At 74.5% G+C, this 1,230-nt stretch carries 1 protein-coding gene; it reads left to right on the top strand.

The window, feature by feature from the left end; translation table 11 throughout:
* Window positions 1-289: 289 nt before the first annotated feature.
* A partial coding sequence (locus AB0C29_RS49250; protein ID WP_360835398.1) for an MFS transporter occupies window positions 290-1,230 on the top strand: 941 nt, incomplete at its 3' end.

Here is a 1,230-nt window from a genome sequence, read left to right as displayed (position 1 = left end):
GCCAGGTCGTCCGCGCCGGCCGCGTCGCCGGTCAGCAGGTACGCCAGCCGGGACAGCTCGACGTGATGGCGGTCGAAGAACGCGAGGAAGCCGGAGCCGTCGTCAGCCATCGGCACCGCCTCCCTGTCCGTCCCGATCTGCCCGGTCCGCCGCGATGACCGTAGAGGCCGGTGCCGCGCCCGGGCAATGCGATCGGGATCTCGAAGAAACTTCCGGGCGGCGAGCAACGTTTCGGCCGCCCCGGACCACCTTCCCGGGACCGCAGAAGGCTCCGGGTAGCGTGCAGATCATGGCAGGAGGCTCCCGCCGCGCCGTGGCCGTGCTCTGCGGCATCCAGTTCGTCGATGTGCTCGGCGTGACCAGCGGCATCACCGCGCTGCCGGCCATGCTGTCGGGCGTGTCGGCGCCGCCCGCGGCCACCCCCGTCCTGGCGACCGTCTACGCGATGTTCTTCGGCGGCCTGCTGGTGCTGGGCGCCCGGCTGGGGGACCGGTACGGCCACCGCCGCGTCCTGCTGCTCGGCTGCGCGGCCTTCGCGCTGGTCAGCCTGGTCGGCGCGAGCGCGCAGGAGGTGGTGCAGCTCGTCACGGCCCGCGGGCTCCAGGGCGCGGCCGCCGCGATCAGCGTCCCGTCCGCACTACGGCTCCTGCTGGACGCGAGCCCCGAGCCGGACGACCGCCGCGGTGCGCTGGCCGCCTGGAGTGCCAGCGGTGCCGCCGCGGGTGCGCTGGGGTTGCTGGTCGGCGGGGTGCTCACGGACGTGTTCGACTGGCGGGCCGTCTTCTGGGTGAACGTGCCGGTCGGCCTCGTCCTGGTCGTGGCGGTCCGGCTGGTGATTCCCCGATCGCCGGGCGAACGCGAGCCGGTGCGGCTGGACCTGACCGGCGCCGCCCTGCTGACCGGCGCGGTGATGGCCCTCATCGTGGGAGCCTCCGCGCTGGAGAACCCGCACGCCCGCACGGCCGGCGCGCTGCTGATCGTCGCGGGCCTGGCCGCCGGGGCAGTGTTCGTCGTCCACCAGCGCCGGGTCAGCGCGCCGCTCGTGCCCCGGGCGGCGTTCGCCTCGGCGAACCTGCGTACGGGAACGGCGGTGTCCTTCGTCAACACCGCGACCACCAGCTCGACCGGCGTGCTCGCCACCCTGTCGCTTCAGCAGGAGCTGGGCATCTCCGCGGTGGGGGCGGGGCTGGCGCTGGTCCCGTTCAGTCTGGGGGTCGTGGTCGGCTCGGC

Source organism: Actinoplanes sp. NPDC048791 (assembly GCF_040650095.1).
In the GTDB taxonomy this organism is placed as follows: domain Bacteria; phylum Actinomycetota; class Actinomycetes; order Mycobacteriales; family Micromonosporaceae; genus Actinoplanes.
This window is presented reverse-complemented; position numbering and strand designations above follow the sequence as displayed.